This window comes from Cupriavidus sp. JZ107, from assembly GCF_053903255.1.
Genome location: NZ_CP096481.1, coordinates 2,932,233 through 2,956,663 on the forward strand (window position 1 = coordinate 2,932,233; position 24,431 = coordinate 2,956,663).

The 24,431-nt window shown below is 66.3% G+C and carries 24 protein-coding genes and 1 tRNA gene; 14 read left to right on the forward strand and 11 right to left on the reverse strand.

Features of this window, described 5'->3' with window-relative positions:
• The first annotated feature begins 13 nt into the window (after nt 1-13).
• The 6 genes from hpf to M1D55_RS22865 all read left to right on the forward strand — a co-directional run bounded on the left by hpf (nt 14) and on the right by M1D55_RS22865 (nt 4,616).
• Complete coding sequence (hpf, locus tag M1D55_RS22840; protein ID WP_006576783.1) at nt 14-370, forward strand: ribosome hibernation-promoting factor, HPF/YfiA family; 357 nt, start codon at nt 14-16, stop codon at nt 368-370.
• 379 nt (nt 371-749) lie between these two features.
• Nucleotides 750-1,205: a PTS IIA-like nitrogen regulatory protein PtsN gene (ptsN, locus tag M1D55_RS22845; RefSeq protein ID WP_006576782.1), complete on the forward strand. Its 456-nt coding sequence runs from the start codon at nt 750-752 to the stop codon at nt 1,203-1,205.
• A gap of 72 nt (nt 1,206-1,277) precedes the next feature.
• Nucleotides 1,278-2,249, forward strand: a complete 972-nt coding sequence (gene hprK / locus M1D55_RS22850) for an HPr(Ser) kinase/phosphatase (protein WP_006576781.1) — start codon at nt 1,278-1,280, stop codon at nt 2,247-2,249.
• A 188-nt stretch (nt 2,250-2,437) separates the two neighbouring features.
• Complete coding sequence (locus M1D55_RS22855; protein ID WP_006576780.1) at nt 2,438-2,728, forward strand: PsiF family protein; 291 nt, start codon at nt 2,438-2,440, stop codon at nt 2,726-2,728.
• Between the two features lie 269 nt (nt 2,729-2,997).
• A complete protein-coding gene (rapZ, locus tag M1D55_RS22860) occupies nt 2,998-3,879 on the forward strand; it encodes an RNase adapter RapZ (RefSeq protein WP_232207102.1) in 882 nt (293 codons plus the stop codon).
• 83 nt (nt 3,880-3,962) lie between these two features.
• Complete coding sequence (locus M1D55_RS22865; protein ID WP_006576778.1) at nt 3,963-4,616, forward strand: LON peptidase substrate-binding domain-containing protein; 654 nt, start codon at nt 3,963-3,965, stop codon at nt 4,614-4,616.
• A 56-nt stretch (nt 4,617-4,672) separates the two neighbouring features.
• Here M1D55_RS22865 and mutY read toward each other — a convergent pair whose 3' ends face one another.
• The gene (gene mutY / locus M1D55_RS22870) at nt 4,673-5,878 is read right to left on the reverse strand and encodes an A/G-specific adenine glycosylase (protein WP_456281908.1); all 1,206 of its coding nucleotides are present in this window, start codon (nt 5,876-5,878) and stop codon (nt 4,673-4,675) included.
• Between the two features lie 58 nt (nt 5,879-5,936).
• On the reverse strand, nt 5,937-6,830 hold the full coding sequence (gene mutM, locus M1D55_RS22875) for a bifunctional DNA-formamidopyrimidine glycosylase/DNA-(apurinic or apyrimidinic site) lyase (protein WP_456281909.1): 894 nt from the start codon (nt 6,828-6,830) through the stop codon (nt 5,937-5,939).
• A gap of 134 nt (nt 6,831-6,964) precedes the next feature.
• Between mutM and M1D55_RS22880 the strand changes: the two genes are divergently transcribed.
• The 7 genes from M1D55_RS22880 (at nt 6,965) to pth (ending at nt 13,287) form a co-directional block, all read left to right on the forward strand.
• Nucleotides 6,965-8,926, forward strand: coding sequence for a tetratricopeptide repeat protein (locus tag M1D55_RS22880; protein ID WP_232207099.1), 1,962 nt, complete (start codon nt 6,965-6,967; stop codon nt 8,924-8,926).
• 139 nt (nt 8,927-9,065) lie between these two features.
• Nucleotides 9,066-9,674, forward strand: a complete 609-nt coding sequence (lolB, locus tag M1D55_RS22885) for a lipoprotein insertase outer membrane protein LolB (RefSeq protein WP_456281910.1) — start codon at nt 9,066-9,068, stop codon at nt 9,672-9,674.
• A 65-nt stretch (nt 9,675-9,739) separates the two neighbouring features.
• A complete protein-coding gene (ispE, locus tag M1D55_RS22890) occupies nt 9,740-10,612 on the forward strand; it encodes a 4-(cytidine 5'-diphospho)-2-C-methyl-D-erythritol kinase (RefSeq protein WP_456281911.1) in 873 nt (290 codons plus the stop codon).
• A gap of 57 nt (nt 10,613-10,669) precedes the next feature.
• Nucleotides 10,670-10,746: transfer RNA gene (locus tag M1D55_RS22895), tRNA-Gln, on the forward strand.
• Between the two features lie 79 nt (nt 10,747-10,825).
• Entirely contained in the window at nt 10,826-11,779 is a 954-nt protein-coding gene (locus tag M1D55_RS22900; protein WP_006576809.1) for a ribose-phosphate pyrophosphokinase, read from the forward strand.
• Between the two features lie 147 nt (nt 11,780-11,926).
• Nucleotides 11,927-12,538 (forward strand): 50S ribosomal protein L25/general stress protein Ctc, encoded by a 612-nt coding sequence (locus M1D55_RS22905; protein ID WP_006576808.1) that lies wholly within the window; start codon nt 11,927-11,929, stop codon nt 12,536-12,538.
• 158 nt (nt 12,539-12,696) lie between these two features.
• Entirely contained in the window at nt 12,697-13,287 is a 591-nt protein-coding gene (gene pth / locus M1D55_RS22910) for an aminoacyl-tRNA hydrolase (protein ID WP_456281912.1), read from the forward strand.
• Between the two features lie 65 nt (nt 13,288-13,352).
• On the opposite strand, the gene M1D55_RS22915 is transcribed toward pth, so the two are convergent.
• The 7 genes from M1D55_RS22915 to M1D55_RS22945 form a co-directional block, all read right to left on the reverse strand.
• Entirely contained in the window at nt 13,353-14,945 is a 1,593-nt protein-coding gene (locus M1D55_RS22915) for a hypothetical protein (protein WP_456281913.1), read from the reverse strand.
• A gap of 106 nt (nt 14,946-15,051) precedes the next feature.
• The gene (locus tag M1D55_RS22920) at nt 15,052-16,275 is read right to left on the reverse strand and encodes a hypothetical protein (protein WP_456281914.1); all 1,224 of its coding nucleotides are present in this window, start codon (nt 16,273-16,275) and stop codon (nt 15,052-15,054) included.
• A gap of 231 nt (nt 16,276-16,506) precedes the next feature.
• Nucleotides 16,507-16,767, reverse strand: coding sequence for a YfhL family 4Fe-4S dicluster ferredoxin (locus M1D55_RS22925; protein WP_064572517.1), 261 nt, complete (start codon nt 16,765-16,767; stop codon nt 16,507-16,509).
• A gap of 171 nt (nt 16,768-16,938) precedes the next feature.
• Nucleotides 16,939-17,424, reverse strand: coding sequence for a pantetheine-phosphate adenylyltransferase (gene coaD, locus M1D55_RS22930; RefSeq protein ID WP_006576803.1), 486 nt, complete (start codon nt 17,422-17,424; stop codon nt 16,939-16,941).
• 209 nt (nt 17,425-17,633) lie between these two features.
• Nucleotides 17,634-18,188: a 16S rRNA (guanine(966)-N(2))-methyltransferase RsmD gene (gene rsmD, locus M1D55_RS22935; protein ID WP_006576802.1), complete on the reverse strand. Its 555-nt coding sequence runs from the start codon at nt 18,186-18,188 to the stop codon at nt 17,634-17,636.
• A gap of 241 nt (nt 18,189-18,429) precedes the next feature.
• Nucleotides 18,430-19,833, reverse strand: a complete 1,404-nt coding sequence (locus M1D55_RS22940; RefSeq protein WP_456281915.1) for a M16 family metallopeptidase — start codon at nt 19,831-19,833, stop codon at nt 18,430-18,432.
• Between the two features lie 9 nt (nt 19,834-19,842).
• Nucleotides 19,843-21,390, reverse strand: a complete 1,548-nt coding sequence (locus M1D55_RS22945) for a M16 family metallopeptidase (protein WP_456281916.1) — start codon at nt 21,388-21,390, stop codon at nt 19,843-19,845.
• A gap of 60 nt (nt 21,391-21,450) precedes the next feature.
• Here M1D55_RS22945 and ftsY point away from each other — a divergent pair, with 60 nt between their 5' ends.
• Nucleotides 21,451-22,866 (forward strand): signal recognition particle-docking protein FtsY, encoded by a 1,416-nt coding sequence (ftsY, locus tag M1D55_RS22950; protein ID WP_456281917.1) that lies wholly within the window; start codon nt 21,451-21,453, stop codon nt 22,864-22,866.
• 80 nt (nt 22,867-22,946) lie between these two features.
• Here the strand turns inward: ftsY and maiA are convergent, their stop codons facing one another.
• Both maiA and M1D55_RS22960 read right to left on the reverse strand, forming a co-directional pair.
• On the reverse strand, nt 22,947-23,594 hold the full coding sequence (gene maiA / locus M1D55_RS22955) for a maleylacetoacetate isomerase (RefSeq protein ID WP_064572513.1): 648 nt from the start codon (nt 23,592-23,594) through the stop codon (nt 22,947-22,949).
• Nucleotides 23,595-23,598: 4 nt separating this feature from the next.
• Nucleotides 23,599-24,303 carry a fumarylacetoacetate hydrolase family protein gene (locus tag M1D55_RS22960; protein WP_064572511.1) on the reverse strand — a complete coding sequence of 235 codons (705 nt, stop codon included), beginning with the start codon at nt 24,301-24,303 and terminating at the stop codon, nt 23,599-23,601.
• Between the last annotated feature and the right edge of the window lie 128 nt (nt 24,304-24,431).

Genomic DNA, 24,431 nt, shown 5'->3' on the forward strand with positions numbered 1-24,431 from the left:
AAGGAGAAGCGCTATGAACTTCAAGATCAGTGGACACCACTTGGACATCACGCCGTCGCTGCGTGAGTACGTGGAAACGAAACTGGAGCGAATCCTCAGGCATTTCGATCAGGTTATTGACGTCAGCGTGCTGCTATCGGTCGACAATCAAAAGGAAAAGGATCGCCGGCAACGCGCGGAAATCAATGTGCATCTGAAGGGCAAGGACATCTTTGTCGAGGCGCACCACGAAGATCTCTATGCGGCGATCGACATGCTGGTCGACAAGCTGGACCGGCAAGTGATCCGCTACAAGGACAAGGTGCAGAGCCACGACCGCGAATCGCTGAAGTATCACAGCAGCCTGGTGGCGAACCAGGCCCAGCAGTAGCTTGAAGATTCGGCGCGGCCACAACGCCGGCCGGCCTTGAAGTGAGGAAAGAAGCCGTGCCAGGAGCACGGCTTTTTTGCGCCCGTCGCGGCACGGGACCTTCGCAGCCTATAGGATGAAACCGGAATGGGGTTCCGTCTGGCAGGCTTCCCGGTGTATGCTGTGCAATACATATAGAGAATGCCCGCCCCGCTTCCTTGTGCAATGCCGCTCGGGGCGATCGGCATCGGACGGCAGGGAGCCCCCCTGCACTATAATGTGCCGCACGCTGATAGTCGGGAAGCGGCGGCAACGAACGCACCGCCCAGCAACGGCAGACCGGCCCACGCCGGCAAGGACCGCATGGCGGCGCCAGTTTCAGGAATTCCGCGCATTTCAAATGAACCGTTTGGCCAAACTGCTGCCGCCCGGCAATATCTCGCTCGACGTCAGCGTCACCAGCAAGAAACGCGTGTTCGAACAGGCCGGCTTGCTGTTCGAAAACAACCATGGCGTGGCGCGCGCCACGGTGACCGACAATCTGTTTGCCCGCGAATCGCTTGGCTCGACCGGGCTTGGTGCCGGCGTGGCAATCCCGCATGGCCGCATCAAGGGCCTGAAACAGCCGCTGGCTGCCTTCATGCGGCTTGCCGAGCCGATCCCGTTCGAATCGCCCGACGGCAAGCCGGTTTCGCTGCTGATCTTCCTGCTGGTGCCGGAACAGGCCACGCAGCAACATCTGGAAATCCTGTCGGAAATCGCTCAGCTATTGTCCGATCGCGACATGCGTGATGGCCTCGCCGCTTTGCCGACGCCCGATGCGGTTCACCAGTTGCTGGTGCAATGGCATCCTTGACCCTCCCGGCATAAGCGCGCACAGCCGCGCCAACCGCATATACCACCGCCTTAGCGCCCCGCCTCATCCCGCATGGAACTCACCGGCGTCACCTCCCAGTCGATCTTCGACGACAACGCAGCCGACCTCAAACTGTCCTGGGTGGCCGGGCTGGAGGGCGCCGATCGCGCCTTCGACCTCGACTTCGCACGCGAGGCGACCTCGGCGGCCGACCTGGTCGGCCACTTGAACCTGATCCACCCGAACCGGATCCAGGTGCTGGGCAAGCCGGAGATCACCTACTACCAGCGGCTCGACGACGAAACGCGCAAGCGGCAGATGGGTGAGCTGATCCTGCTTGAGCCACCCTTCCTCGTCGTCGCCGACGGCATGGAGCCGCCGCCCGACCTCGAACTGCGATGCACCCGCTCGTCGACGCCGCTGTTCACGACCCCGGTGTCGTCGGCCGCGGTAATCGACCATCTGCGGTTGTATCTGTCGCGCATTTCCGCGCCGCGGGTCACGATGCACGGCGTGTTTCTCGACATCCTCGGCATGGGCGTGCTGATCATGGGCGAATCCGGCCTGGGCAAGAGCGAACTCGGCCTGGAACTGATCTCCCGCGGACATGGCCTGGTCGCCGACGATGCGGTCGATTTCGTGCGTCTTGGCCCCGATTTCGTCGAGGGTCGCTGCCCGCCGCTGCTGCAGAACCTGCTGGAAGTGCGCGGCCTGGGCCTGCTCGATATCAAGACGATCTTCGGCGAAACCGCGGTGCGCCGGAAGATGAAGCTCAAGCTGGTGGTCCAGCTGGTCCGCCGCAACGACGGCGAATTCGAACGGCTGCCGCTCGATTCGCAATATCTCGACGTGCTCGGCCTGCCCATCCACATGGTGAAGATCCAGGTTGCGGCCGGCCGCAACCTCGCGGTGCTGGTCGAGGCCGCCGTGCGCAACACCATCCTGCGGCTGCGCGGCATCGACACGCTGCGCGATTTCATGGATCGCCAGCGCGCCGCGATGCAGGCCGACGCGGCCTCGCGCGGCCAGGGCCGTCTGCTCTGAGCGTTGGACCGGAGCGCCCACTGAGCGTCTGCTCGAGCATGCATTGACGCATCGGCGTGCCCGACACGCCGGCAGCGTCAACCTGATTGGGGTTTTCAGCGTTTTGTGCTGTAATGGGCATCACGCCCAGCCTGCGCCGTTGCGCATCCTGCGCTTGGCGACCCGATCCTCAGTCAGGAGATTCCAGCATGAAGACACTGATCGCAACCTGCGTGCTGCTGTGCCCGCTGGTCGCCACGGGCGCCTTTGCCCAGACCGCCTCCGGCAACAGTCAGCAGAGCAAGATGAAGACGTGCAATGCGCAGGCCGCCGGCAAGACCGGTGACGAGCGCAAGGCCTTCATGAAGGAATGCCTGTCCGCCAAGCCCGCTACCGCCGGCAACTCGCAGCAGCAAAAGATGAAGGCCTGCAATGCGCAGGCGAGCGGCAAGAAGGGCGACGAACGCAAGGCGTTCATGAAGGAGTGCCTGTCCGCGTGACGGCATACCGGTCGGCCGCTGTGCCCGGAGCGGGCAGACGGCCGATCAAGCAGGCCCATCAAGGCCAATGAAGGCGAATCGCACGGCACCCGGCGGTTCGCTTTTTTCTTTGCTATTGCGCCGTTTCGGCCGTTCTCGCCGCTCTGCGCGTGCATTGCGCGGCTTTCGCACGCTTTCGCCGCTTTTCCCGCTTGCCGCGCCATCCCGGACCACGGATTTCATCGGACCGTCATGACGCAATCATCACGCGATGCTATCCTTCAAGCGTTATGCGCATCGTCCTCATCACCGGCATTTCCGGCTCCGGCAAATCGGTTGCATTGAACGTGCTTGAAGACGCAGGCTACTACTGCGTCGACAACCTGCCAGCGCAGTTCATCCCGGAACTCGCCCGCTATCTTGCGGCCGAGGGCTACACGCATCTGGGCATCGCCACCGATATCCGCAGCCGCGAATCGCTGGCGCGGCTGCCCGAGACACTGCGCAGCCTGTCGGCCGAGCACGAGGTCCGCGTGGTCTTCCTGACCGCCAATACCGATTCGCTGGTGCAGCGCTATTCGGAAACGCGGCGGCGCCATCCGCTGTCCGTGCGGCTCGCGGCGGGCGGGGCGAGCGGTGCGCCCGCACCGACCGAGACCCCGCTGGTCGAAGCGATCGAGATGGAACGCGAACTGCTGAGTCCGCTGGCCGAATCGGCGCACCGCATCGACACCAGCAATGTGCGCACCAATACGCTGCGCGCCTGGATCAAGGACTTCATCCGCGACGACAATCTGCAGCTGACGCTGCTGTTCACTTCGTTCGGCTTCAAGCACGGCGTGCCCAGCGATGCCGACATGGTGTTCGACGTGCGCTCGCTGCCCAATCCGTATTACGACCTGCAGCTGCGGCCGCTGACCGGACGCGATGCGCCGGTGATCGACTTCCTGCAGAGTCAGCCGATGGTGCTCGCGATGGCAGAGGACATCCGCGCCTATGTCGAGAAATGGCTGCCGAGCTTCGTCGCCGACAACCGCAGCTATCTGACGGTGGCTATCGGTTGCACCGGCGGCCAGCACCGCTCGGTCTATATCGCGGAAAGACTTGCCAACTACTTCCGCGCGCATGGTAATGTGCTGGTCAGACACCGCGAGCTGGTGCCGGTAAGCTGATCCGGCCGACCCAGGCGGTGGATCCCGGCGGCGGCGCAATGTGCTTGCCCCCGCCCTGTGAGCGAAAGTCTTCTCGGGATCGCATGTCTTCCAGTTCCGCAGCGTCCAATCACGCGGCACCGCTCCACGTCGAAGTCGACAGCCTGCCGCTGTTTCCGCTCCACACCGTGCTGTTTCCCGGCGGCCGGCTGCCGCTGCGCGTATTCGAGTCCCGCTACGTCGACATGGTGCGCAATTGCCTGCGCGACAACGCGGCATTCGGCGTCTGCCTGATCGCCAGCGGCACCGAGGTCGCGCAGGAAGGGGCCGCCACCGTGCCGGAAGCCGTCGGCTGTCTCGCCGAAATCGTCGACTGCAATATGGAGCAGCTTGGCGTGCTGCTGATCGAGACACGCGGCAGGCAACGCTTCCGCATCCTCGAACACCATACCCGCGACGACGGCCTGCTGGTCGCGCGCGCCGAGCTGCTGCCCGACGACGTGATCGACTGCAAGCTGGAACTGCTGGGCGAATGCCTGGCGGCGCTGCGCCGGATCGTCGCCTCGCTGCACGCGCCGCCGCACAAGCTGCCGTTCGCCGAGCCGATGCAGTGGGAGGATCCGAGCTGGGTCGCCAATCGGCTATGCGAACTGCTGCCGGTGCCGATGAAGGCCAAGCAGATGCTGATGGCGCTGCCCGACGCCGGCATGCGGATCGAGATCGTTCATCGCTTCATGCGCCAGCACCACATGTTGTAGCGGCTGTAGCGCGTGGCCACATCGCCGCGGCCGGTTCCAGCGGGCGAATCACACCTTCAGAACAATTGCGGCGCCACCTCGCCGGCCAGCAGCTTGCGCACCGGCGCCGGCATGCCGAGTTCGTCGAGCCGATCCAGCGACAGCCAGCGCCACTGCTCTTGCGCTGCGTCCACTGCTGCCCCTGCCTCACCCACATCGCGCAACGCCAAGGCAGCCATGTCGACGCGCACCGCGCGGATCAGCAGCCGGAAATGGGTGAAGACATGCGTCATCTCGGCGACCATCGCGGCGCGGGCCGGGGTGCCGAACGCCCGTCCGAATGCAAGCGCGTCGTCCTCGGCCTGTTCGGCGTCGAACGGAAGCGCCGGCACGGGCAGTTCCGGCAGGCTCCACAACCCGCCCCAGATGCCGCTGTCCGCGCGCAGCCGCAGCAGCACCTCGCGGCCATGCCGCACCACCACCATCACCGTACTGCGCTCCGGCACCGGCGCGCGCGTCTTCGGCGTCGGCAGCACCGCCGTCAGGCCCTCGCGGCGGGCCACGCACAGGTCCGACAGCGGACAGCGCGCCGCATCGTCCAGGCAGGCCGGCTTGCCGCGCGAGCAGACGGTCGCGCCAAGATCCATCAGCCCCTGCGTGTACGCCACCATGTCATCGGACTGGCGCGGGCCCGGCGCGGGCAGCGCGGCCTCGGCCATTGCCCACATCCGGTTCTCGATCGCCTTTTCGCCAGGATGGCCGTGCACGCCGAAGCAGCGCGCGAAGACCCGTTTGACGTTGCCGTCGAGAATCGGCGCGCGCACGCCGGCGCTGAACGCGGCGATCGCCGCCGCGGTCGAGCGGCCGATGCCGGGCAGCTCGGCGAGCAGGGCCGGATCGCTCGGGAAATGGCCGCCGTACTGCTCGACCACCAGCTTTGCGCAGCGGTGCAGATTGCGCGCCCGCGAGTAGTAGCCGAGCCCGGCCCACAGCGCCATCACCTCGTCGGCCGGCGCGTCGGCGAGCGCCTGCACGGTCGGCAGCCGCGCCAGAAAGCGCTGGTAGTAGTCGATCACCGCGCTGACCTGGGTCTGCTGCAGCATGATCTCCGACAGCCAGATCCGGTACGGATCGCGGGTGTTCTGCCAGGGCAGATCGTGGCGCCCGTGCCGGCGCTGCCATTGCACGACGCGGGCGCCGAAATCGGACGGCACCGCGCTGGCGGCGGAATCAGGGGCGGCAGCGGAGTGCGTGGTGGCTCGAGTGGTGGAACGGCGAGGCATCGATGAGTCGCGAGGGGGGCGTCAGTCTTTTCTGGTCAGCGGTGGCGCGTCGTTGCGCTCAACGCTGGCATTGCGGGCAATAGAAGGTAGAGCGCTGGCCCTGCACGATCTGCCGGACCGGCGTGGCGCAGTGCCGGCAAGGCTTGCCGGCACGATCGTAGACGAGGCAGTCGAGCTGGAAATAGCCGCTGGCCCCGTCGCTGCCGACGAAATCGCGCAGCGTGCTGCCGCCGCGCTCGATCGCCAGCGCAAGCGTCTCGCGCACCGCCGCGGCGAGCCTCTCGCAGCGCGCCCGCGACAGACGGCCTGCGGCGGTAGTCGGCCGGATGCCGGCGCGGAACAGGCTCTCCGAGCAGTAGATGTTGCCGACGCCGACCACGATATCGCCCGACAGCAGCACCGTCTTGATCGCGGCGCTGCGCCCGCGCGTATGGCGGTACAGCCAGTCGCCGTCGAAGGCAGCGTCGAATGGCTCGATGCCCAGATTGCGCAGCAGCGGATGGGTAGGCAGCAGCGCCTCCGGCAGCGTGGTCCACAGCACCGCACCAAAACGGCGCGGGTCGCGGAAACGCAGCGTCAGTGGCCGGCCGGCTGCGTCGTGCAGCAGCAGATCGACATGGTCGTGCGTGCCTGGCGCGGGCGGCTCCTGCCATACGCGCAGCGTGCCGGTCATGCCGAGGTGGATCAGCAGCCAGCCGGCGTCTTCACCACCAGCCACGCCACCGGCCACGCCGCCAGCTGTCGCGTCCCCCTCACGCACGCATTCGAGCAGCAGATATTTGCCGCGCCGCTCGACACGCCGGATCAACCGCCCGGGCAGGCAGGCCTCCAGCTCTTCGGGCACCGGCCAGCGCAGGCCGCGATGGCGCACCGCCACCCCGGCGATACGGCTGCCCTCCAGATGCGGCAGCAGTCCCCGTCGGGTCACCTCGACCTCGGGCAATTCCGGCATCGAACCTCTCCTTTGCGCACGACTCCAAGCGGCAGACCCCATGTCCGCCATGGTGCCCGCAGCCGGGCATTGTAGCGGCACGTTACAATGGCCCTAACTTGTCATATGGCACGACGCGTGCCGGAGTCCCACCCATGCCGGACCGCCTGGACCGCATCCTCGCTCTGCTCTCTCCCCACGTACCGCTTGACGAGCCGCCTGCGCCGACCGGCGCGCGCGGCGCAGCGCCAGGCCGGCGTCTGCTGCCATTGCTGGTCGCGGCCGTGGTCGGCGCCAGTGCGCTGACCGGCTGCGCCAGTGCGCGCGATGCCCGGTCGGCCCAGGCCGATCCGGCACGCGCGGAGGCAAAGTCCGACGGCGCCGAGCCCGACCGGCCGATGTTCACGTTGAGCAGCGACGGCGAGCTCGAGCCGACCCCGGCCACGCCGCTGCCGCCCAAGATGCCGCTGCCCGAGCTGCCGCTGACGGCCGACATCATGTATCGCGTGCTGGCCGCCGAGATCTCGATGCAGCGGGGCCTGACCGGCCCGGCCTATCGCACCTACGTGGAACTGGCCCGCTCGACCCGCGATCCGCGTTTCGCGCAGCGCGCCACCGAAATCGCCTTCAATGCACGCGTCCCGCAGCAGGCCCTCGATGGCGCCCGTCTGTGGACCGATCTGGCGCCGACCTCGCCGGCCGCGCGTCAAGTTCTGTCGACCCTGCTGGTGCTGAACGCGCGCTGGGAGGAGGCCGAGCCGCTGCTTTCGCTGCAGCTGAACGGCGTGCCGCCGAGCCATCGGCCCGAGGCCATCCTGCAATTGCAGCAGCAACTGTCGCGCACCAGCGATCCGGCGGGAGCCGCCGCATTGCTGCAGCGGCTGGTCGCCAACGACATGCAGTCGGCCGAGACGCGGCTGGCACTGGCGCGGGCCAAGGAGACCGCCGGCGATGTGCCGGGCGCGCTGGCCGAGCTCGACGAAGCGCAGCGCCTGCGTCCCGACTACGAAGCGGCGGCGCTGATGGCGGCCGAGCTGCGCGCCGACAATGCCCCCGAGCAGGCCATCGCGGGCCTCAAGCGCTTTCTCGACAAGGCCCCGGCTTCGGTAAACGGCCGCATCACGCTGGCGCGGGTCTACCTGCAGCGCAACGAGATGGACGCCGCGCGGCGCGAATTCGAGGCGCTGCGCAAGGTCGCGCCCGACGATCCACGCGTGCCGCTGGCGCTTGGCCTGACCGGACTGCAGGCGCGGCGCTACGACGAGGCAGAGCGCTATCTGCACGAATACCTGCGGCTGGCCGAAAAGGCACCGAGTTCCAATCCCGACGTCGCGTACCAGTATCTGGCGCAGATCGCCGAGGAGCGCAAGGACTACGCGGGCGCGGTGCAGTGGCTGGACCGGATCGAGGACCAGCGCATGGTCGGCGCGGCATCGGTCAAGCGCGCACAGATGCTGGGCCGCATGGGCCGGTTCGACGATGCGCAGGCGATCTTCGGCGACATGCTGGCCGACGCCGAAGACATCGCCGATCCCGATCAGCGTGCGCAGCGGATGATGGCGGTGCGCCAGGCCGAGGTCGGCATGCTGATGGAAGTCAAGGCCTACGACCGCGCGCGCAAGGTGCTGGACGAACGCATCAAGGCCGAGCCCAACAACGCCGAATGGCTGTACGAGCTGGCAATGCTGGACGAGCGCGAGAAGCGCTACGACAGCATGGAACGCCGGCTGCGCCAGTTCATCGCGTTGCAGCCGGACCAGAAGCAGGGCTACAACGCGCTGGGCTATTCGCTCGCCGATCGCAACATCCGGCTGCAGGAAGCGCTGAAGCTGCTGGAGAAGGCCACCGAACTGGGGCCCGACGATCCGTACATCATGGATAGCCTGGGCTGGGTCAAATTCCGCCTGGGGCAGCTGCAGCCCGCGGCCAAGCTGCTGCGCGACGCTTATGCGAAGGCGCCCGAGGCCGAGATCGCCGCGCATCTGGGCGAGGTGCTGTGGCAGCTCGGCGAGCGCGACGAGGCGCGCAAGACCTGGGAGGAAGGCGTCAAGCTCGACCCGAACAACGAGACGCTGGTCGAGACGCTGCGGCGCTATAACGTGCGGCTGGCGCAGTAGCGTGCCATAGCGTCGACGGCTTTTGCGCGTTGCGCGGCCGCCGGCCTCCGTCGCCATTCATCGCCCAACCATCGACATCCGCCGCCGGCACGGCCGCGCGACCGCGCGCCGTGACCCGGCATCGATCTCCGTTCTACGCATGGACCGATCCCGCCGTACCCTGACCCTGCTTTGCCTGTCCGCGCCGCTGTGCCTCGCCGCCTGCGCCAGCGTCACGCCGTCGCGCCAGTTCGATGCCGCCGCCGGTGCCCGCGCCAGCGAACTGACCGGGCGCTTCGCCGCCAATTACGTCCGCTATGGGCGTGACGAGGGCGTGCAAGGCAGCTTCCATTGGCGCGAGCAGGGCGACAACGTGCGGCTGGACCTGATCTCGCCGCTCGGCCAGACCCTCGCCGTGGTCACCGCGACGCCGTCGGGCGCGACGCTCGACCTGCCCAACGAACCGCCGCGCAACGCGCCGCAGGTCGATGCACTGCTCGAGCAGAGCCTGGGCTTCGCACTGCCGGTGGCCGGCATGCGCGACTGGCTGCGTGCCCGCCCCGCGCCCGGCGCCCCGGCCAGCGCCACGCGCGACGCCCAGGGCCGGCTCGAGTCGCTGTCGCAGAACGGCTGGACCGTGCGCTACGCTGCCTGGCAGGCCGCGCCGGATGGCGCGCAAACGCTGCCGCGCCGGATCGACCTGGCGCGCGATGGCGCCGGTGGACCGATGTCGGTCAAGCTGGTGATCGACGCCCCTGCTTCGCACTGATCGCGCTCCGATCGCACGCTGCACGTACCCGTCGCTCGATCCTCGCTCCGCTCCATCCCAGTCCGATGTCAGCCTCCCTGCCTCCCGCGCAACTGCGCGACTGTCCCGCGCCGGCCAAGCTGAACCTGTTCCTGCATGTGACCGGCCGCCGTCCAGACGGCTATCACATGCTGCAGACCGTGTTCCAGCTGATCGACTGGAGCGACACGCTGCATTTCGAACGCCGCGACGACGGCGCGGTCGTTCGTGTGACGGACGTCCCCGGCGTGCCGGCGGACGGTGATCTGGTGGTGCGCGCGGCGAAGGCGCTGCAGGCGGCCACGGGAACCCGCTACGGCGTCGAGATCGCGCTCGACAAGTCGCTGCCGATGGGCGGCGGCATCGGTGGCGGCTCCTCCGACGCCGCCACCACGCTGCTGGCGCTGAACCGGCTGTGGGGCCTGGGCTTGCGGCGCGAACAGTTGATGCGGATCGGTCTGAGCCTGGGCGCCGACGTGCCCTTCTTCGTGTTCGGCCAGAACGCCTTCGCCGAGGGAATCGGCGAGGAGTTGACCGCGGTCGATCTGCCGGACAGCTGGTTCGTGGTCATCCATCCACGCCAGCATGTGCCGACCGCAGCAATTTTTTCCGATGAACGCTTGACAAGGGATACGCCCATCTCCATAATTGCGGACTTCGCTGCTTGCACAAACAAATTCGGTTTCGGTCGCAACGACCTGGAAGCGATAGCGACAGCGAAGTTCGGCGAAGTTGCCCGAGCCCTTGTCTGGCTGAGACAGTTCAGCCCCGAGGCAAGGATGACCGGTTCCGGTGCCTGTGTGTTTGCACGCTATACTGACGCGCAAACTGCGCAACAGGTACTCGATCGGTTGCCATCCGAATGGGATGGCAGATGCGTGAGAAGTATGTCGCGCCATCCGCTCACAGCTTTCGCATAGCAAGTTTTCGTTCGGCGTTGTGGCTGTCGGCGCAACGAAGAACGGTCCCGGTTGTGTAGGGGAGTCGCCAAGTCGGTTAAGGCACCGGATTTTGATTCCGGCATTCGAGGGTTCGAATCCTTCCTCCCCTGCCATTACATTCCTCGCAGATCTGCAGAATCTGTCGCCGGCAGCGCCGGCGACCATCCCCCAGCAGCAAGACAGGTGCCCCTCATGAGTAGCGACGGCTTGATGGTATTCACCGGCAACGCCAACCCCAAACTCGCGGAGGCTGTCGTGCAGCACCTCGGCATCCCGCTGGGCAAGGCACTGGTGGGCCGATTCTCCGATGGCGAAGTCCAGGTCGAAATTCAGGAAAATGTCCGCGGCAAGCACGTCATCGTGCTGCAGTCCACCTGCCAGCCGACCAATGACAACCTGATGGAACTGATGGTGATGGTCGACGCGCTCAAGCGCGCCTCGGCACGCAGCATCACCGCCGCCATGCCCTACTTCGGCTATGCCCGCCAGGACCGCCGCCCGCGCTCGGCGCGCGTCGCGATCTCGGCCAAGGTGGTTGCCAACATGCTGGAAGTCGCCGGTGTCGATCGCGTGCTGACGATGGACCTGCACGCCGACCAGATCCAGGGCTTCTTCGATATCCCGGTCGACAACATCTACGCCTCGCCGGTACTGCTGGGCGATCTGCGCGAAAAGAACTACGGCGATCTGCTGGTCGTCTCGCCCGACGTGGGCGGCGTGGTGCGCGCCCGCGCGCTGGCCAAGCAGCTGAACTGCGACCTGGCCATCATCGACAAGCGCCGTCCCAAGGCCAATGTGGCCGAGGTGATGAACATCATCGGTGAAGTCGACGGCCGCAACTGCGTGATCATGGACGACATGATCGACACCGGCGGTACGCTGTGCAAGGCGGCCCAGGTGCTGAAGGAACGCGGCGCGCAGAAGGTGTTCGCCTACTGTACCCACCCGGTGCTGTCCGGCGGCGCGGCCGCCCGCATCGCCGACTCGGCGCTGGACGAAGTGGTCGTCTGCGACACCATTCCGCTGCGCGACGACGCACGCCAGACCGGCAAGATCCGCCAGCTGTCGACCGCCTCGCTGCTGGCCGAGACGTTCACCCGGATCGTCAAGGGCGACTCGATCATGTCGCTGTTCGCCGATTCCTGAACTTCCTGTTAGAATTCAAGGCTTTGTCGCGTCCGCCGGCTTGTTCGCAAGCGGCGATGCGGCGCAGAGGCGCCCGGTCACCGTACCTGGCGCCGATTCATCGGGCTGTCTGGTCGCGGGCAGCCCTCTTACTTTTTGGAGTCCACCATGAAAGTCATCGCTTTCGAGCGTAGCGTACAGGGTACGGGTGCGAGCCGCCGCCTGCGCAATGCCGGCAAGACCCCCGGCATCATCTACGGCGGCACCGCCGAACCGAAGATGATCGAGCTCGATCACAACGCGCTGTTCCACGCGCTGAAGAAGGAAGCCTTCCACTCGTCGATCCTCGACCTGGAAGTGGGCGGCACGACCGAGAAGGCACTGCTGCGCGCCTTCCAGATGCACCCGTTCAAGCCGCTGGTGCTGCACGTCGATTTCCAGCGCGTGTCGGCCACCGAGAAGATCCACGTCAAGGTGCCGCTGCACTTCATGAACCAGGAAACCGCTCCTGGCGTGAAGCTCGGCCACGGCATCATCAACCACATCCTGAATGAACTGGAAGTGTCGTGCCTGCCGGGCGACCTGCCGGAATTCATCGAGGTGGACATGGGCGCCGTCGAACTGGGCCAGACCGTTCACCTGTCGGACCTGAAGCTGCCGCAGGGCGTGACCCCGATCACGCACGGCGACGACAACCCCGCCGTGGCGACCGTCGCCCTGCCGGCCGGTGGTGTGTCGGAAGCCGCCAGCGAAGGCGAAGGCGAGACGCCGGCCGCCTGATCGGCGCCAGCCCTCGGCTGACCCGGCGGCCCTGTCGTTATCGACAGGTATCGCCAGAAAGACCGCCGGTTCGTCCGGCGGTTTTTTTTTTCGCGTATGCTTCCCTGCTGCGCCGCGGCCCGCCGCCGTGCATGCCTGCCACCGAACCCGTTAGCACCATGATCAAGCTCATCGTCGGCCTCGGCAATCCCGGGGCGGAATACGAAGCCACCCGGCACAATGCCGGCTTCTGGCTGATCGACCAGCTGGCCCGCATGGCCAGCGCCACGCCGCGCGTGGAAGGCCGCTTCCATGGGCTGGCGGCGCGCGCGCGCCTGTGGGACCAGGATATCTGGCTGCTGAAGCCATCGACCTTCATGAACCGCTCGGGATTGGCCGTGGTGTCGCTGGCCCGCTTCTACAAGATCCTGCCCGACGAGATTCTGGTAGCGCATGACGAGATGGACCTGCCGGCCGGCGCGGTCAAGCTAAAGCGCGGCGGTGGCTCCGGCGGACACAACGGTTTGAAGGACATCTCCGCGCATCTGTCGACGCCGGAATATTGGCGGCTGCGCATCGGCGTGGGCCATCCCCGCAATGCCGGCGGCGCCGGTGATCGGGAAGAGGTCGTCAACTTCGTGCTCAAGCCCCCGCGCCGGGAAGAGCAACAGGCCATCGACGAGGCCATCGACCGCAGCGTGGCGCCGCTGTCGCTGCTGGCAAAAGGCGAAGCCGAACGCGCGATGATGCAGTTGCATTCGGCAAAATAATAGCTGCATGGTCGACCCTGCCGCCCGATACCCGTGGCGGGCCGACGCCCCGGCCGTCGAGCGGTTCAAACGACTAAGGCGACCGGTTCGGCTTCCGCGGCGAGCTTCGATTCAGGGCGACGCCGCAACGCTTTTTCAACAGCGCACCGGATACCATCGCCATCCACGAGATTGCGGATTTTGATCTTCAGTTCCTCGACGATGGGGCCTTTGACACTCGGATCGAAAGAGCAAAACCGCAGTGGCCAAAGATCCTCCCGGGTCAAACCGATCTGTTTCAAGGTGTGCTTGATCAGCCGTCGCGCGTTGGCATCGTGCCCGCCGTCCTTGTCTAGCATTCGGACCGCCTGGTCGATGACATCGTCAAGCGATGGCAGCTCGTTGTCCTTCGGCCCGCCCTCTCCCGATGCAACAGCGTTATTGTTGCCCTTATCAATCGCCGCCTGGATGGATTTCGCGGAATTGCGATTCCGAATTCCGGCATAGAGGGTCCAACCGGCCAATGCCAGGCCGCCGATGATGCCGAACAGAATACCGCCGGTCGAGACTCCGCCTACCACCAGGAACAAGGCCAAAGAAATCGCGCCGACGGCCATCGCGGTGGCGCCATAGGTGATCCGCCATTTGCCCACGCGGATTTGGTTGTTGGCGTCGTCCTGAGCGCGAGCTTCGTTGCGTTCGGCATGCGTGAGCAGAGACTCTGCCAGCCGACCCGCCTCCGCCAACTGGGCTTGCTGGCGCTCCTTCGCATCCTTGAGTCGCTCTTTGGCGTCGTTGATTGCCTTCAGCGCCCCGGTCGCCGCGGACAGCTTCTTCAGGCCGTCATGCCATCGCAACGCTCCCGCGACGATATGGAGGGCGCCACACCCGAGGCTGAATGCAAAGCCGCAGATGGCAGTCGCTGTGGCGTTGATCGGCACCGTCGCAAGGTGTAATAGCTCGCTAATCTTGAAGCTATCCCAAAGCAACGCCAAATTGCAGCCGACGCCACCGCCTTGCAGGATGCCATCACGCGTGAACATGACGGAGGAGTGCTTCAGAGTATTGGCAGCCTCGCGACGGTCTATTTGCGCCGTTTCATATTCCAGGTAATTTACCGCCAATTCCTGCGTCGGCTTTCCCTTCAGCCGATCGCCTTTCGAAGGCTGTACGACCAAAATGCCGCCGTCGGCAGAATATGCATGGAGCACCTCGGTATCTGGCGCTAGAGTTTCGCCTGCAGTTCCAGCCCTTAGCTTCGCCTTCTGGACGTCGGCTTTCTGGCTCCGGATGTAATTTGCAAACGCCTCATGCCCCTCCCCGTTGTCGTCGACCTGCCGACCGGTGCGGTGATGCCTGTCAGCGTGCCTCGCAAACACAACGGAAGTTATGATCATCTCGGCGAACGATGCCACGCTTCCAAGCGCGATTCCAGCTTGGGAAACGGTATGCCTGGTGCCCTCCGCGGCGAATCGGGTGGTAAGAAGCGTCGACGATGGATTTGCGCGGAAGAAGGCTGTGACCGAATCTATGAACGCGCCAACTCTATACAGAGCGATGCTGCTCCAGCCGTAATACAAACCCGTATTGGCACAAGCCACCCGCCGCTCTCCCGGCAAATCTCCACGCCGGTCGGCAAGCCAGCTCACATAGGTAACATGGCCGCGCACGCTTCCCATGGATCGTCTCCTCCTAAGTCTGCTTGGTACGACGAACATTCTGTCGGACCCAAACTACTATCCGGCATCTGTTAAGCCACATCGCCGTTGGGATGCCTTGTTTATGTCAAGAGCCACCGCCACCGGCGGTTTCGCACCACGGAACCTCGGGACGCGCATACATGGCGGCAACGATTTCCTGGTGCCGGCGATCCCTCCGGGCCCGATCTACCGCATATCGCGGAGTAGCCATGTACCGCAATAGGCGCCGGTTATCTATCTCTCTCTCCTCGGAGGGATATATAGGAATTGTGGATTCGCTGATCGCCGTGGACGGGGGAAATCCATTAAACCGATTCCGCATGATTTCTACAGCCGGGAAACCATACTTTGGATCTTTGCCGTGCTTTTCCCAGCGCCGTTGAATAACGACGGCAGTATTGGCCAATCCAAGTACAGCGGCGGATTTGATGGACGTGGATGGTGGAATCAATTCGAGAATCCGCTTCCATCTCACCTCATCCCGTCCCCTGGAATTGTCACCACCCAGCCTCTGTGCCTGTGCGATGGCGCCGAGCAGCGGCTCGGCTTCCTTCGCAGTGTCCGCGTTAAGAAAAAGCGGCGTTGCGTAATGAAACAGCGCGTCGAGGAAGTCGGCCCCAACTCCTGCATATGCTCCGCGGCGCGCAAACTCGGTCAGCACGGTGATGGCCCAATATGGGGAACGCGCCAAGGCGTGTTGGAATACGCTGTGCAGAACCTCGAGCTTGGTGCTTTCCGTCAGCTTGTGGAACAACGGCCAAACCTCGTGGAATACTCGTTCCGGGATACGAGGGTACATTTTGCCGAGCCGCTTGAGCGTCTCCTCGAATATCGTCCTTGCACGCCAGCGGTTCCATCGGTACCCGGTGAAGAAATTAAGCAATAGCGATACATCCTTCATGCATGACGACTGCGACCTAAAATCCAGGCTCTTTTTCGACGCAATCAAATCGCGAAACAACTGGAATTCTGGCCAATAAGGTTTGAGCTGCCGATAAAGGAGCCGGCATGTCATGGCGAGCGTTGCCCGTTCAAAGGGGTCGGCGAGGTAAGCGAGAATCTTGTCGGTTGCCACCTTCGGCAAAGCGGCGATGTGTTTGTTCTCCGCTTCCGGGGTGCGCCGCGGAGCCTCCGTTCGGGAAAAAACCTTGGCTATGCCTGCGATCACGCCTTGCGGATTGTTGCGCAAGGCAATTGTCGACCCATCCACGCCAAGTCGGCCCTCGGACCGGCCGAACGACGTCATTTCATAGGTGCTGGTACCCGGCAACGCCGGGCTTGGATAACCCTCGGTGCAGATTTGCGGCATGGCGCTCTCCCGAGCTGTAGGAATGCCGTGCACAGTCGCATGTTGGCGATGGCTGCCGCTTAACAAATGCGCGGGATCTGACGACTTTTGGTTGCATTCGGTCCCGGCGGTGTTGCATTGTGCGCGGTCGATAACGGACCGGCGTAAAAAAACCCCGCCATGGTCTTTGGCGGGGTTTCCATTGCGGCGCCCGGTATGCAGCCGGCGCCTGGCCTAGTCGCGCACGCTGTGTCAGGCGGCGTGCTTGGCGGCTGTCAGCAGGCGGTAGCGCTGCATCAGCACTTCCTGTGTCTCGACCCGGTTCGGATCGCGGGGGATGCAAGCGACGGGGCACACCTGCTGGCATTGCGGCTCGTCAAAATGGCCGACGCACTCGGTGCATTTGTTGGGGTCGATTTCGTAGATCTCGGGCCCCATCGAAATTGCTTCGTTCGGGCACTCGGGCTCACAAACGTCGCAATTGATGCAATCGTCGGTGATCATCAGCGCCATGATATTTCCTTCTGCAGTCCGGCCATCGCCGCGCCAACTGTGCGCGGTGCGCCGCTGGAGCCGCCCGCGCCCGACTGGCCGCGTCCTGACGGTTCCGAACCCCGTATTCTAGGCGTTTTCGGGCCGGCCCGCCGGGCCGGCCGCGGCTTGTAGCGGCAGCCGATCGAGGACTCAGTCGCCCTTGCCGATCTTTTCCTTGAGCCAGCGCTCGACCGAAGGGAACACGAACTTGCTGACGTCGCCTCCCAGCACCGCGATCTCGCGCACGAAGGTGCCGGAGATGAACTGGTATTGATCGGACGGGGTCAGGAACATCGTTTCGACGTCCGGCAGCAGATAGCGGTTCATGCCGGCCATCTGGAACTCGTACTCGAAGTCCGACACGGCGCGCAGGCCACGCACGATGACGCGCGCATTGTTCTTGCGCACGAAATCCTTCAGCAGGCCGGAAAAGCCGTCGACGCGCACATTCGGATAGTGGCCCAGCACTTCCTTGGCGATGCCGATGCGCTCCTCCAGCGAAAAGAAGGGGCGCTTGTTGGGGCTATGGGCGACTCCGACCACCAGCTCATCGAAGATATTGGACGCCCTGCGCACCAGATCCTCGTGTCCCCGGGTCAATGGATCGAACGTGCCGGGATAGACCGCGACGACCATGCTTCCTCCTTGTTCTGCCCGCTGCCGTGAACCGGCAAGCCGCACCGGCACCGGCTTTGCAGCCGGCTTGCGCCGATGCCGCCAGGCGAGCGTTGGCGACAGCGGCGTAGTGTACCCCTAAATGCGCGGCTTGAAAGCCGCCGAGCCGAGCGGGCGGGAGCGCCTTGGGCGATCATCGCGCACTGGCGCGCGAAGCGCCAGCGCCCGATTCAGTCGGCCGCGCCGCGATGGCGCAGCAGGTGGAAATGCACGGCTCCGGCACGCGCGTGGCGCACGATTTCCAGCGAGGCGGGCACCGGCGCATCGGCGCCGTTCAAGGGGCTTTCCGACTCGACATAGACCAGGCCCGCCGCGTGGGTCAGCCGCTCGGCATGGGCCAGCGCCGGGCCGATCCAGTCCTCGGCGAACGGCGGGTCGAGAAAGACCACGTCGAAGCTGGCGGCCGGCATTTGTGCCGCGATGGCGAAGGCATCACCCTGGACGATCTGGATCTGCTCGGCGCCGAGGCGGCTCTGGTTGTCGCGCAGTTGCCGAGCCACGCGCGGATTGGCCTCGACCATCGTCACATGGGCGGCGCCGCGCGAGGCGGCCTCGAAGCCGAGCGCGCCGGAGCCGGCGAACAGGTCCAGGCAGCGCTGGCCGGTCAGGTCCTGGCCGAGCCAGTTGAACAGCGTTTCCCGCACGCGGTCCGGCGTGGGCCGCAGCCCCTCGGCATCGAGCACCGGCAGCGGCGTGCGCTTCCAGCGGCCCCCGATGATGCGCACCTGCGCGGGAGCCTGGCGGGGGGAGAACGAGGGGACGCGCCCACGGGGCGCGGTCTGGGAGCGCCCGCCGGCGGCGGGCTGCGGAGAGGGGGAACGCGGACTCATTCCGTGATTGTAGAGCCTGCCGCGTCGTTGCCTGGCGCCGGCGCGCAGGCCACGTCGGGTCGCTATGCGCGGGAGCGCACTGAGCGGCGAGCCTCGGCGGGCGCCGGAGCGGCGGCGCGGGCCGGCGCCGCCAGGCTCATCGAGCGGCCGCGGTCGGCGCGCCGGCGGGGCCGCCGGTAGGCCCGCCGACGATCACGGTGGCCATCGCGTCAGGGCGGATATGCCGCTGGAAGGCCTGCCTGACATGCTGGCGATCGACCTTGGCGATCTGCGCGGTCCAGGTATCGAGATAGTCCAGCGGCAGGCCGTACCAGCCGATATTCGCGACGTTGGTCAGCAGCTTGCGGTTGCTGTCGATCCGCAGCGGGAAGCCGTTGATCAGATTGTCCTTGGCCGCCTTCAGCTCGGCCTGCGTCGGCCCTTCCTCGACGAAGCGCTTGAGCACCTGCCGCACCAGCGCGAGCGCCTCGTCGGTCTGCGCCTTGCTGGTCTGCAGGCCGATGCCGAACGGTCCCGGCTGCTTGGACGGCGCGAAATAGCTGTCGACGCCGTAGGTCAGGCCGCGCTTCTCGCGGACCTCCTCGGTCAGACGCGAACTGAAGCCGCCGCCGCCGAGCACATAGTTGCCGACCAGCAGCGCGAAATAGTCGGGGTCGCCGCGCGCGATGGCCGGCTGGCCCAGCACGACCGTGGCCTGCTGCGCGGGATGCGGGACGCGCTGCACGCTGGCGCCGATGTCCATCTTGACCGCCGGCATCTCCGGCGGCGCGGCGCCGTTGGGCAGCCCGCGCGTCAGCAGCTCGGCGATCTGTTCGGCCTGGCGGCGATCGATCGCGCCGATCAGCGTGACGACCGCGCGGGAGGCCGCGTAGTTGGCGCGCCAGAAGCGCTCCAGGTCGGCGCGCGTGACCGACGCCACCGACTCGGCGGTGGCCGACATGCCGTACGGATGGTTCGGGTAGATGGCCTTGGACAGCAGCTTGTCGGCGATCACGCCAGGGCGCGTATCGCCCTCGCGGATCGCCGCGATCATCCGTTCCTTCTCGCGTGCGACCACGGCCTCGGGGAAGGTCGGTGCCTTGATCAGCTGCGCGGCCAGCGCGACCGACTGCGTCAGCTCCGGATTGGAGGTCAGCGTGCGCAGGCCGATGCCGCCACGGTCGCCGCCGGCAGCGCCGCCGAAGCTGGCGCCGGTATCGGCGAAGGCGTCGGCGATCTGCGCTTCGTCGCGCGCCGGCTGACCGTCCACGGCGCCCGTGCCCTTGTCGAGCAGCGCCGCCGTCAGCGTTGCCAGCCCCGCCTTGCCGGCGGGGTCATAGCGGCTGCCGGCATCGAAATCGACGTTGATGTCGAGCATCGGAATCGACGGGCTGCGCACGAAATAGACGCGGGCGCCGGTCGACGCGGTCCAGTGTTCGATCGGGATGGCCGCTTGCGCGGTAGCGGCGCCAAGGCCCGCCAGCAGGCCGGCGGCGATCGTCAGCGCCTGGCGCACGCGCGCCGCGGGACGGGAAAACGGAAGCGAATCGATGGCGAACATCGGCGGTCCTCAGTGGCGCAGGCCGGACGGGGCCTGGGGCTTGGGCTGGTTGGGATCGATCGGCTGCGGCAGCAGCGTCGCCACGGTCAGGTTGTCCTCGCTGAAGTATTTGCCCGCCACCGTCTTGACCTGATCCGGCGTGACCTGCTTGATCCGCTCGAGGATGCGGTCGAGCTGCTGCCACGAGATGCCGGCGATTTCCGCCACGCCGATCTCCATGCCCTGACCGAACACCGAGTCGCGCTTGTAGATCTGCCCTGCCACGACCTGCGCCTTGACCCGCCGCAGCTCCTCGTCGGACACGCCTTCGCGCGCGATCCGTTCGATCTGCTGGCGCAACGCGCGCTCGATCTCGTCGGTGGTATGGCCGTTGGCCGGCGTGCCGTCGAGCACGAACAGCGACTCGCCGCGATTGATGCCGTCGTAGCCGACGTTGACGTCGTCGGCCAGCCGCTGCGTACGAACCAGGTCGCGCGTCAGCCGTGCATTGTCGTAGCCGTTGAGCACGGCGGCCAGCACCTCGAGCGCATACGGATCGATGTCCTTCTCGACGTCGCGCAGCCGCGGCACCTTGTAGGCCAGCACCAGATAGGGATTCTCGGCGGGCGCCTTGACCCAGATCCGCTTGACGCCCTTCTGCGGCGGCTCGATCTGCGGCTTGCGCACCGGCAGCGCACGCGGCTTGAGCTTGCCGTAGGTGCGTTCGGCCAGCGCCCGGACCTCGGCGGGATTGACGTCGCCGGCCACGACCAGGATCGCGTTGTTCGGCACGTACCACTCGCGATACCAGGCGCTGACGTCGTCGACGCGCATATTGACCAGGTCGTTCATCCAGCCGATCACCGGATGGCGATAGCCGGCGCTGGTATAGACGGTGGCCAGCAGCTGTTCGTAGACGGTGCCGCGCGGCGAGTCGTCGGTGCGCAGCCGGCGCTCTTCCATCACGACCTTCATCTCACGCTCGAAGTCCTCGGCGCGGATCACCAGGTTGGCCATGCGGTCCGCTTCGAGCTCCATCATCCGCGGCAGATGCTGCTTGGCGATCTGCTGGAAGTACATCGTGAAATCGCGATTGGTCATCGCGTTCTCGCGGCCGCCGAGCGCGGCGATCTGCCGCGAGAACTCGCCCGGCCCGACCTTGGGCGTGCCCTTGAACATCATGTGTTCGAGCATATGGGCCACGCCGGTGGTGCCGCTGACCTCGTCGATACCGCCGACGCGATACCAGACCTGATGGGCGACCGTGGGCGCGCGATGGTCTTCCTTGACGATCACGCGCATGCCGTTGGCGAGCTTGAACTCGGTGGTGCCGCCGTCGGGGACCGCGGCCTGTACCGCCGCCCCGGGGGCCGGCGGCGCGTCGACCGCGACGCCCTGCGCATGCGCCAGCGGCAGCCACGCGGTGGCAGCGAGCAGCGCGAGCGAGGCCAAGCGAGAGGGCCGCCATGATGGCGAAGGGGAATGCCGGCGCCGGTCGGCACCGTTCGAGACATGCTGATGGGCGGGCGTTGCGCCCTGCCACGTCGACGCCGCGGTCGACCCTGCGCGATGGTTCATGCGACCCCGTCTGCTAGAATTTTGGCGATTGATTCTACCGGGGTATGGACCCCTTTCCCAATGTTTAGTTTCTGGAAGAAGCGCAAGGCCGAGCCGACCGACGCGCCCGCCGAGGCGTCGACGCAGGCAACCTCGGCCCCGGCAGCGCAGGCACCGATCGCCACAGCGCCGTCGGTCAGCGCCGCACCGGCGCAGCCGGAAACGGTGGCGCCGCCCGCGCCGATCGAAGCCCCCGCTCCGGCCGCCGAAGCCAAACCCGCACCGTCCCGACTGTCGCCGCTGTCGTGGTTCACGCGATCCTCGCAACCCGCGGCGGAAGCCGCTCCGCAGGTGTTGCCACAGGCAGAGCCGCAGCACGAGCCGGAGACACAACGCGAGCCACAACGCGAGCCCGAGCCGCGAACGGAACCCCAACCCGAACCGCTGCCCGAACCGCTCCCCCAACCGCAAGCGGCACCGCAGCCGGCCCCCGCCGCGCAGCCCGCGCCGCCGTCCCCGCCCGCGCCCGCCGCCACCGGCGACGGCGATGACGACGAAATGGTGCTGGTCCCGGTGCCGCCGCCGAGCGAGGAGGCCAAGCGCGGCTGGATGCAGCGGCTGCGCACCGGCCTGTCCAAGACCAGCCGCGGCATCAGCACGCTGTTCGTCGGCGTCAAGGTCGACGAGGCGTTGTTCGAGGAGCTGGAGACCGCGCTGCTGATGGCCGACGCCGGCGTCGAGGCCACCGAATATCTGCTCGGCGAGCTGCGCCGCCGCGTCAGGAGCGAGCGCATCGACACCGCCGAGGGCGTACGCCTGGCGCTGCGCGATCTGCTGACCGAGCTGCTGCGTCCGCTCGAGAAGACCATGGAGCTCGGCCGCGAGCAGCCGATGGTGATGATGATCGCGGGCGTCAACGGCGCCGGCAAGACCACCAGCATCGGCAAGCTGTGCAAGCACTTCCAGCACTACGGCCAATCGGTGCTGCTGGCCGCGGGCGATACCTTCCGCGCCGCCGCGCGCGAGCAGCTGACGATCTGGGGCGAGCGCAACAACGTCACCGTGGTCTCGCAGGAGAGCGGCGATCCGGCCGCGGTGATCTTCGACGCGGTCAACGCGGCCCGTGCGCGCGGCGTCGATATCGTGATGGCCGACACCGCCGGCCGCCTGCCGACGCAGCTGCATCTGATGGAAGAGCTGAAGAAGGTCAAGCGCGTGATCGGCAAGGCGATGCCCTCCGCGCCGCACGAGGCGCTGCTGGTGATCGACGCCAATACCGGGCAGAACGCGCTGGCGCAGGTCAAGGCCTTCGACGATGCGCTGCAGTTGACCGGCCTGATCGTGACGAAGCTCGACGGCACTGCCAAGGGCGGCATCCTGGCCGCGATCGCGCGCCAGCGTCCGGTGCCGGTCTACTTCATCGGCGTGGGCGAGAAGGTCGAGGACCTGCAGCCGTTCAAGGCCGACGAATTCGCGCGGGCGCTGCTGGGCGACTGAGCAGGCGTTCTCGGACACGACAGCAAGAAAACGGGCGCCGCTGTTTCCAGCGGCGCCCGTTTTCATTGACGGCCTTTCACTTACTCCGCGTCGGGCTGGGCCTTCGGTGCGGCCTGCTGGAACGCCGGCAGCTCCATGCACGCGTCGAAGATCCGCACGATGGTCGGATACGGGTCCAGATCGACCTGGAAGCGCTGCGCGTTGAAGACCTGCGGCACCAGGCAGATGTCGGCCAGCGTCGGCGTATCGCCCAGGCAGAAGCGGCCGGCCTTGCCCTCGCGCGTCAACGTGGCTTCGAGTCCGGCAAAGCCGACCTCGATCCAGTGCCGATACCAGGCGTCCTTGGCTTCCTCGCTGACGCCGAGCGTGTGCTTCAGGTACTTGAGCACGCGCAGGTTGTTCAGCGGATGGATCTCGCAGGCGATCGACTGCGCCACCGCGCGCACGTAGGCGCGGTCCAGCGCCGTGCCGGGCAGCAGCGCCGGCTCGGGATGGGTCTCGTCCAGGTATTCGACGATCGCCATCGACTGCGACAGCGCATGGTCGTCGTCCAGCAGCGTCGGCACCAGCGCGTTGGCGTTCAGCGCGCGGTATTGCTCGCTCAGTTGCTGGCCGCCATCCTTGAGCAGATGCACCGGCACGTATTCGAAGGGCAGGCCCTTGAGCGCCAGCGCGATGCGCACGCGGAACGCCGCCGAACTACGGAAATAGCTGTAGAGCTTGAGCATCGCTTCAGACCACCTTGACCGTCAGTTCGCCCACGCCTTCGATCGCGCACTGCATGCGATCGCCCTTGACCACCGGGCCCACGCCCTCGGGCGTGCCGCTGTAGATCAGATCGCCCGGCTGCAGCTCGAACAGCTTCGACAGGTACGACACCATCTCGGGCACCGACCAGATCAGGTCGGACAGGTCGCCACGCTGCTTCTCGGCGCCATTGACGGCCAGCGTCACCGCGCCGCGCTCGGGATGGCCGATCGCCTGCACCGGCACGATCGGGCCGATCGGCGCCGATTGGTCGAAGGCCTTGCCGGTCTCCCACGGACGTCCGGTCTTCTTCGATTCGTTCTGCAGGTCGCGGCGGGTCATGTCCAGACCGACGGCATAGCCGAACACATGTGCGGCGGCCTGCTCGACCGGGATGTCACGGCCGCCCTTGCCGATCGCGACCACCAGCTCGACTTCGTAGTGCACGTTGTTCGAGCCCGGCGGATACGGGAACGTGCCCTCGGCGCCGTCGGCCACCGGGCTGACCGCGTCGCTCGGCTTGCAGAAGAAGAACGGCGGTTCGCGGTCCGGGTCCGATCCCATCTCGCGTGCGTGGGCGGCGTAATTGCGCCCGACGCAGTAGACCCGCCGCACCGGAAAACGCGCGCTGCTGCCGCGCACCGGCACGCCGGTGGGCGCGGGGGGTTGGAATACGAACTCCTCGGTCATGCATCTCTCCACTGGATGGCTTCTGGAATGGATATCGGAGCGCGGTCCGGATGGCGCCGCGAGCGCCGGGCGGGACCGGCGCGGCGAGGGCATCGGCGGTGCCCGACCCCTCGCGGCAGGGCATCAGC

Bases quoted from the DNA above. Each gene is read 5' to 3' on its own strand.
- hpf (WP_006576783.1), top strand. From the start codon at position 14: ATGAACTTCAAGATCAGTGGACACCACTTGGACATCACGCCGTCGCTG.
- ptsN (WP_006576782.1), top strand. From the start codon at position 750: ATGAACCGTTTGGCCAAACTGCTGCCGCCCGGCAATATCTCGCTCGAC.
- hprK (WP_006576781.1), top strand. From the start codon at position 1,278: ATGGAACTCACCGGCGTCACCTCCCAGTCGATCTTCGACGACAACGCA.
- M1D55_RS22855 (WP_006576780.1), top strand. From the start codon at position 2,438: ATGAAGACACTGATCGCAACCTGCGTGCTGCTGTGCCCGCTGGTCGCC.
- rapZ (WP_232207102.1), top strand. From the start codon at position 2,998: ATGCGCATCGTCCTCATCACCGGCATTTCCGGCTCCGGCAAATCGGTT.
- M1D55_RS22865 (WP_006576778.1), top strand. From the start codon at position 3,963: ATGTCTTCCAGTTCCGCAGCGTCCAATCACGCGGCACCGCTCCACGTC.
- mutY (WP_456281908.1), bottom strand. From the start codon at position 5,878: ATGCCTCGCCGTTCCACCACTCGAGCCACCACGCACTCCGCTGCCGCC.
- mutM (WP_456281909.1), bottom strand. From the start codon at position 6,830: ATGCCGGAATTGCCCGAGGTCGAGGTGACCCGACGGGGACTGCTGCCG.
- M1D55_RS22880 (WP_232207099.1), top strand. From the start codon at position 6,965: ATGCCGGACCGCCTGGACCGCATCCTCGCTCTGCTCTCTCCCCACGTA.
- lolB (WP_456281910.1), top strand. From the start codon at position 9,066: ATGGACCGATCCCGCCGTACCCTGACCCTGCTTTGCCTGTCCGCGCCG.
- ispE (WP_456281911.1), top strand. From the start codon at position 9,740: ATGTCAGCCTCCCTGCCTCCCGCGCAACTGCGCGACTGTCCCGCGCCG.
- M1D55_RS22900 (WP_006576809.1), top strand. From the start codon at position 10,826: ATGAGTAGCGACGGCTTGATGGTATTCACCGGCAACGCCAACCCCAAA.
- M1D55_RS22905 (WP_006576808.1), top strand. From the start codon at position 11,927: ATGAAAGTCATCGCTTTCGAGCGTAGCGTACAGGGTACGGGTGCGAGC.
- pth (WP_456281912.1), top strand. From the start codon at position 12,697: ATGATCAAGCTCATCGTCGGCCTCGGCAATCCCGGGGCGGAATACGAA.
- M1D55_RS22915 (WP_456281913.1), bottom strand. From the start codon at position 14,945: ATGGGAAGCGTGCGCGGCCATGTTACCTATGTGAGCTGGCTTGCCGAC.
- M1D55_RS22920 (WP_456281914.1), bottom strand. From the start codon at position 16,275: ATGCCGCAAATCTGCACCGAGGGTTATCCAAGCCCGGCGTTGCCGGGT.
- M1D55_RS22925 (WP_064572517.1), bottom strand. From the start codon at position 16,767: ATGGCGCTGATGATCACCGACGATTGCATCAATTGCGACGTTTGTGAG.
- coaD (WP_006576803.1), bottom strand. From the start codon at position 17,424: ATGGTCGTCGCGGTCTATCCCGGCACGTTCGATCCATTGACCCGGGGA.
- M1D55_RS22940 (WP_456281915.1), bottom strand. From the start codon at position 19,833: ATGTTCGCCATCGATTCGCTTCCGTTTTCCCGTCCCGCGGCGCGCGTG.
- M1D55_RS22945 (WP_456281916.1), bottom strand. From the start codon at position 21,390: ATGAACCATCGCGCAGGGTCGACCGCGGCGTCGACGTGGCAGGGCGCA.
- ftsY (WP_456281917.1), top strand. From the start codon at position 21,451: ATGTTTAGTTTCTGGAAGAAGCGCAAGGCCGAGCCGACCGACGCGCCC.
- maiA (WP_064572513.1), bottom strand. From the start codon at position 23,594: ATGCTCAAGCTCTACAGCTATTTCCGTAGTTCGGCGGCGTTCCGCGTG.
- M1D55_RS22960 (WP_064572511.1), bottom strand. From the start codon at position 24,303: ATGACCGAGGAGTTCGTATTCCAACCCCCCGCGCCCACCGGCGTGCCG.